At 71.9% G+C, this 5,645-nt stretch carries 9 protein-coding genes; 7 read left to right on the forward strand and 2 right to left on the reverse strand.

Annotation, left to right across the window (positions count from 1 at the left end):
• On the reverse strand, positions 1-470 hold a 470-nt coding region (locus G6030_RS06075), incomplete at its 3' end, for an oxygenase MpaB family protein (RefSeq protein WP_187701577.1).
• Between the two features lie 196 nt (positions 471-666).
• Here G6030_RS06075 and G6030_RS06080 point away from each other — a divergent pair.
• The 6 genes from G6030_RS06080 (at position 667) to G6030_RS06100 (ending at position 4,988) form a co-directional block, all read left to right on the forward strand.
• Positions 667-1,473: an SDR family oxidoreductase gene (locus G6030_RS06080; protein ID WP_007632380.1), complete on the forward strand. Its 807-nt coding sequence runs from the start codon at positions 667-669 to the stop codon at positions 1,471-1,473.
• Between the two features lie 12 nt (positions 1,474-1,485).
• Positions 1,486-2,037, forward strand: coding sequence for an LpqN/LpqT family lipoprotein (locus G6030_RS06085; protein ID WP_007632372.1), 552 nt, complete (start codon positions 1,486-1,488; stop codon positions 2,035-2,037).
• A 142-nt stretch (positions 2,038-2,179) separates the two neighbouring features.
• A complete protein-coding gene (gene rfbC / locus G6030_RS06090) occupies positions 2,180-2,839 on the forward strand; it encodes a dTDP-4-dehydrorhamnose 3,5-epimerase (RefSeq protein ID WP_007632322.1) in 660 nt (219 codons plus the stop codon).
• A 153-nt stretch (positions 2,840-2,992) separates the two neighbouring features.
• Complete coding sequence (locus G6030_RS16720) at positions 2,993-3,127, forward strand: hypothetical protein (RefSeq protein ID WP_007632323.1); 135 nt, start codon at positions 2,993-2,995, stop codon at positions 3,125-3,127.
• A 159-nt stretch (positions 3,128-3,286) separates the two neighbouring features.
• Positions 3,287-4,063, forward strand: coding sequence for an enoyl-CoA hydratase (locus G6030_RS06095; RefSeq protein ID WP_182642509.1), 777 nt, complete (start codon positions 3,287-3,289; stop codon positions 4,061-4,063).
• 400 nt (positions 4,064-4,463) lie between these two features.
• The gene (locus G6030_RS06100) at positions 4,464-4,988 is read left to right on the forward strand and encodes a protein-tyrosine-phosphatase (protein WP_182642510.1); all 525 of its coding nucleotides are present in this window, start codon (positions 4,464-4,466) and stop codon (positions 4,986-4,988) included.
• A 63-nt stretch (positions 4,989-5,051) separates the two neighbouring features.
• On the opposite strand, the gene G6030_RS06105 is transcribed toward G6030_RS06100, so the two are convergent.
• The gene (locus G6030_RS06105; protein WP_007632330.1) at positions 5,052-5,213 is read right to left on the reverse strand and encodes a hypothetical protein; all 162 of its coding nucleotides are present in this window, start codon (positions 5,211-5,213) and stop codon (positions 5,052-5,054) included.
• 39 nt (positions 5,214-5,252) lie between these two features.
• Between G6030_RS06105 and G6030_RS06110 the strand changes: the two genes are divergently transcribed.
• Entirely contained in the window at positions 5,253-5,603 is a 351-nt protein-coding gene (locus tag G6030_RS06110; RefSeq protein ID WP_182642511.1) for a DUF4229 domain-containing protein, read from the forward strand.
• Positions 5,604-5,645 lie beyond the last annotated feature (42 nt).

Consider the following 5,645-nt stretch of genomic DNA (forward strand, 5'->3'; position numbering starts at 1 on the left):
ACGTACCGGTCCGACTCGGCCGGGGTGAGCGGCCGACCCGAGAACCGCTGGAACGCCGCGAGCAGTGCCCACGCCAGGGCGGCCTGCGCCCACTCCACCAACGCCGGGTCGGAACCGTAGTAGTAGTCCCCGTGCTCCGTGGTGCCGTTGAACGAGCTGCGGTCGCGGTGCGCGTGCTCGATCGTCACCATCGCGTCGTCGACGGTGCCGAACGTCGAGATCTCCACCAGGTCGTGCAGGTAGTCGTCCATCGTCCACGGGTTCTCGTCCGCACCGCACGCCACCATGACCGAGGCGTACGCGGGATCGGCGGACAGCATGAGCAGGCCGGTCGTGATGCCGATCGGCGTGGACGCGTCGCCGTGGACCCGCCAGATGGGGTCGCTCGACTGGAACCAGCGGGGGCCGGGGATGTCGAGGATCGAGCACACCGGCGAGTCCGCCGTACCGCGTGGAACTAGTGGTGACATGCACACACCCCGGGGTAGTGACGCCGCCTGAGGGGGGCGGCCGGATGGGACCTGTCGCAGACTCTAGCGCCCAGCCGCGCGCCAGAGAAGAAAAGACGGAGGGATCGCTGAGGAAATCCCATGAACGACCGACACACCGCTTGCATCTAGGCTGGGCGGCGCACGCCACACGCTTTCCGACCCCGAGGAGACGGCCGTGACCGCCACCCCCCTTCCCGCCCCCCGCACCGGCCCCGTCGTGCCCGACCGCTTCGCCGGACGCACCGCCCTCGTGACCGGCGCCAGCCGGGGGATCGGCCTGGGCATCGCCCGGCGACTCCTCGCCGAGGGGGCGTCCGTGGTCATCACCGCCCGCGGGCAGGAGGGGCTCGACGCCGCCGTCGCCGAGCTCGGTGCGTCCGACCGGGTGCTCGCCGTGGCAGGGAAGAGCGACGACGAGGAGCACCAGCGCGAGGTCGTGGCCCGTGCCGAGCAGACGTTCGGGCCGATCGATCTGCTGGTCAACAACACCGGGATCAATCCGGTCTACGGCCGCACCGTCGACATCGACCTCGCCGCGGCCCGCAAGATCACCGAGATCAACGCCCTCGGCACCCTGTCCTGGACGCAGAAGGTCTACCACTCCGGACTCGGCGAGCGCGGCGGCGCGGTGGTCAACATCGCCTCCATCGCCGGCCTCGCCCCGTCGCCCGGGATCGGCTGGTACGGCGCCACCAAAGCGCTCGTCATGCGCCTCACCCAGGAGCTCGCCGTGGAGGTCGGCCCGTCGGTGCGCGTGAACGCCGTGGCACCGGGCGTGGTCAAGACCCGGTTCGCCGAGGCCCTGTACGAGGGCCGCGAGGAGGCGATGGGCGCCGCCCTGCCCACCGGCCGACTCGGCGTGCCCGACGACATCGCCGGCCCCGTCGCGTTCCTGCTGTCCGACGACGCCCACTGGATCACCGGCCAGACGCTCGTCGTGGACGGCGGCGCCCACATCGTCGGCGCCGGGCTGCAGGGCTGAGGCGGCCCGCACATGACCTCGATCCAGGAGTACTGCGCCTCCACCGGTCGCGCCCTCGAGGCGAGCCCGCCCATGGCCGTCGCCGCCCAGCCGCTGACCTGGGTGGACAGCCCGCCGTGGCAGCGCATCGAATCGCCCGAGCCGTCCGCGGTGATCTACGTGGACCCGGGCGCCCACCGCGACGGCTTCTCGCCCAACGCCGTGGCGACCTGCGCCCGCGTCGCCCCCGCGATGGACACCGAGCAGGCGGTCGAGATGATCGTCGCCACCGCCGACGCACTCGCCGACTGGACGCCGGTCGAGCAGGTCGCCGGTGAGGGCGACGAGTCCGCCGGCGCCGTCAGCAGCATCTACCGCTACCTGCGCGGTACCTACACCGCCGAGCCGGGTGAGATGGCCACCTCGAGCCTGATCGTGGGATGGAGCGACGACGAGGCCACCTATGTCTTCCAGTTCGTCGTCACCGGGTGGCGCGAGGACGCCTCCGTCCACGACGACGCGATGAGCTGCCTGCTCATAGGCGAGTGGACGGCCGGGCAGATCGTCGACGCGATGCGCGGCTAGGGTGGTCGGCGCCCCGGGGCGGGCGCCCACGTCGGGCGGTACCCGCGACGGCGGGCGGGGCCCGCGATGGTGGGCGAGGCCCGGGGACGGTGGGCGGGGCCCGGCGACGGGTCAGGAACGACGAGGGAGAGGCGGGACGGGCGTGCAGCTGCGCGAGCTCAGTGTGACGGGGGCGTGGGAGATCACCCCGCGCCAGATCTCGGACGACCGCGGGGTCTTCCACGAGGCCTTCACCGACCCCGCCTTCCGCGAGATGACCGGGCACCGGTTCGACCTCGCGCAGGTCAACGTGTCCGTCTCCGGAGAGGGCGTCCTGCGCGGCCTGCACTACGCCGAGGTACCACCCGGGCAGGCGAAGTACGTGCTGTGCCCGTCCGGCACCGTCTTCGACGTCGTCGTGGACGTCCGCGTGGGCTCGCCGACCTTCGGCGAATGGGCCGGCGTCCTGCTCGACTCCGTCGAGCAGCGGGCCGTCTACATCCCCGAGGGCGTCGCCCACGGATTCCTGGCCCTCGAACCGCAGTCCACCGTGATGTACTTCTGCTCGGAGGGCTGGCGGCCCGGTGCCGAGCACGTCATCGACGCCTTCGATCCGAAGATCGCGATCGACTGGCCGCAGATGGCGCTCGACGGCACCGCGATCGAGCACGTCATGAGCGACCGCGACCGCGACGCGCCGAGCCTGCTCGACGTGGCCGCCGCCGGGCGACTGCCGCAGTGGGACGCCTGCCGGAGGCACGTCGAGCGGCTGCGGGAGGCCACCCCCCGTGTCGACGCCGAGTGGCGCCCCGACGAGGCCTGATCTACCCTCGGCGGTCTGCCCCCCGCCGACCGGCGCACCGGCACTCTCGCACTGTCGGCCTGTGCACCGTCGAGCCGTGCTCCGGCGGACCGTGCGCTGACGGCGCGGTCGGAGCGGTCGGCCGATATCCATCCGACGATCGAGGAGATCCCCATGTGCTACCCCGTCACCTGCCCCGTCTGCGGCAAGACCACCTGGGAGGGCTGCGGCGAGCACGTCGACCAGGTCAAGGCGGCCGTGCCCGCCGAGCAGTGGTGCGACGGGCAGCACCGCGCCGCCGCCAACTGATCGTCGTGGGTCGATCAGGCGGGCCCGGCCGACGGCCTGATCTCTCAGGGCCCGGCAGGATCGCGCCCTCGGGGGCGTCCTCGCCCGGTCCCGGCCCGCGCGCGCCGATCGGACGGTAGAACCGGGGGAGGTACCCCTCAGCCCTCACGGAGGCCCCCAGTGAGCACCCCGTACGTTCTCGTCGAAGATGCCGGCCCGATCGCCCGCGTCACGCTCAACCGACCCGAGCGCCGCAATCCGCTGTCCCTGCAGATGATGCGGGAGGCCACCGCGGCGATCCGCGCACTCGGCGACGATCCCGACTGCCGGGTCGTCGTGCTCACCGGTTCCGGGCCGGCGCTCTCGGCCGGGCACGAGATCAGCGAGATGGTCGAGCGCACTCTCGAGCAGGAGCGTGAGGTCTTCTCGGTCTGCGTCGACCTCATGGAGAGCATCCAGGCCATCCGCCAGCCCGTGATCGCCGAGGTCCAGGGACACGCGGTGGCGGCCGGCTGCCAGCTCGTCGCGACCTGCGACCTGGCAGTCGCCGTCGACACCGCCCGCTTCGGCACCCCCGGCGTGAAGATCGGCCTGTTCTGCTCGACGCCCATGGTGGCGGTCTCTCGGAACATCGGCCGCAAGCGCGCCATGCAGATGCTGCTGACCGGCGAGACGATCGACGCGACCACCGCCGTCGAATGGGGGCTGATCAACGAGTCGGTTCCCGCCGACCGGCTGCGCGCCCGCGTGGACGAGCTCGCCACGCAGATCGCCGACGCGAGCCCGCTGACGCTGGAGATCGGCAAGCAGGCCTTCTACCGGCAGATCGACCTGCCGCAGGACGAGGCCTACCGCGAGATGGCCGAGACGATGGCCACCAACGCCGTCACGTGCGACGCGCAGGAGGGGATGAGCGCGTTCCTCGAGAAGCGCACGCCGCAGTGGCGCGGTGAGTGAGCCGTAGCGTCGCGCGCGGCCGCTGCCGCGGGGTCGTGGCTCGCGTGACTCCACCCCGCGCCCGCGGGTAGCCGCTCCCGCCGATGGCGTCTCGCTTCTCGCGATGGCGTCTTGCTCGTGCGGCCGTTGCGCGTCCGCTCCCGCCGATGGCGTCTTGCTCCCGGCGATGGCGTCTCGCTCCTACGGCAGTGGCGCATCCGCCCCTGGCGATGGCGTCGTGCTCTGGGGGATGTACGCTACGGGCATCGACGCTCCTGTCCATGGCGTCTCGCCTGCCCGCCGGGCGGAGCGAGACGCCATGGTCGCGCGCGGCTGTGGTGGGCCGCTGAGCCGGGCGTGGTCGAGCGGACGCAGGCGCCAGGAGAGGAGAGGCGACCTCGCCGCCGACTAAGATCGACGCATGGCGCTTTCCGTGATGACGGTCTGTACAGGCAACATGTGTCGCTCCCCGCTGGCCGAGCGGCTGCTGGCCGCACGCACCGCCGCGGCCGGACTCGACGTGACGGTCGACTCCGCCGGGACCCGCGCCGCCAACGGAGCGGAGATCCACCGCGAGACCCTGCGGGTGCTGCAGGGCTACGGCGGTGAGGGCGACGGGTTCGCGTCCCGGCTGCTCACCACCAACCTGCTCGCCGGGAAGGACCTCGTCCTCACCGCGACCCGCGCACACCGCGACGCCGTCCAGGAGCTCGCGCCCCTGCTGTGGAAGAAGACCTACACGCTCCTCGAGGCCGCGCGGCTGGCCGACTCGGACGAGTCCGTCACGCTGGCAGGACTGTCCCGCGCGCGGCTGAACATCAACACTGACGATCCAGCGCTCGATGTGGAGGACCCGATCGGGCGGGAGCCCGAGGTGTTCGACCGCACGGGCGCACAGATCAGCGACGCAGTGGACTCCATCGTCCGCCTGCTGGCGCGCAGCTGAACGAGGCGCTTCACGCGGTCCGCGCGACCGGTGAGTCGTCGACCCGCCCGCGCCCCTGGGGCGTCAGGGGTCCAGCGGTTTACGACGGTCCAGTTCCCGTAGGAATTCCGGATCGTCGTCGGGAGCGATGACGCGCGGGGGTGCCGGCCGTGAGCCCGGCCCGAAGGCCCGCCACAGCAGGATCGCCACTGTCACCACCCCGATGAGTGCGAAGAGCCAGATCACTCGAACCTCCTTTCCACCACGATACGTATCCTGGGGACCATGAGCGAGCGAGACGAATCAACACACCCCACGGACGGGTCGACCCTGCCGGCCACCACCCCGAAGGGGAGCTCGCCCGGTGCCCGCCTGGCCCGGAACATGGTCTTCTACACGATCGTCCGGCTGCTGTTGGTGCTGGCGCTGACCCTGGTGATCATCGGGCTCGGCGCCCTCGCCGGGGTGCAGATCCCGGTCCTGGTCGCGGCGATCCTCGCAGTGGTGATCGCACTGCCGCTGTCGATGGTGTTGTTCAGCCGGCTGCGCGCGCAGATCAACTCCGACATCGCCGAGGTCGACGCCGGGCGCCGCGAGAAGCGCGACGACCTGCGTCGGCGCATGAACGAGGCCTGAGCCGACCCCGGAAGGGGGCAGGCCCGGCCGGGGAGTGCGGCG

Origin of the sequence: Dietzia sp. E1 (assembly GCF_014145015.1) — a bacterium.
In the GTDB taxonomy this organism is placed as follows: Bacteria; Actinomycetota; Actinomycetes; order Mycobacteriales; family Mycobacteriaceae; genus Dietzia; species Dietzia cinnamea_A.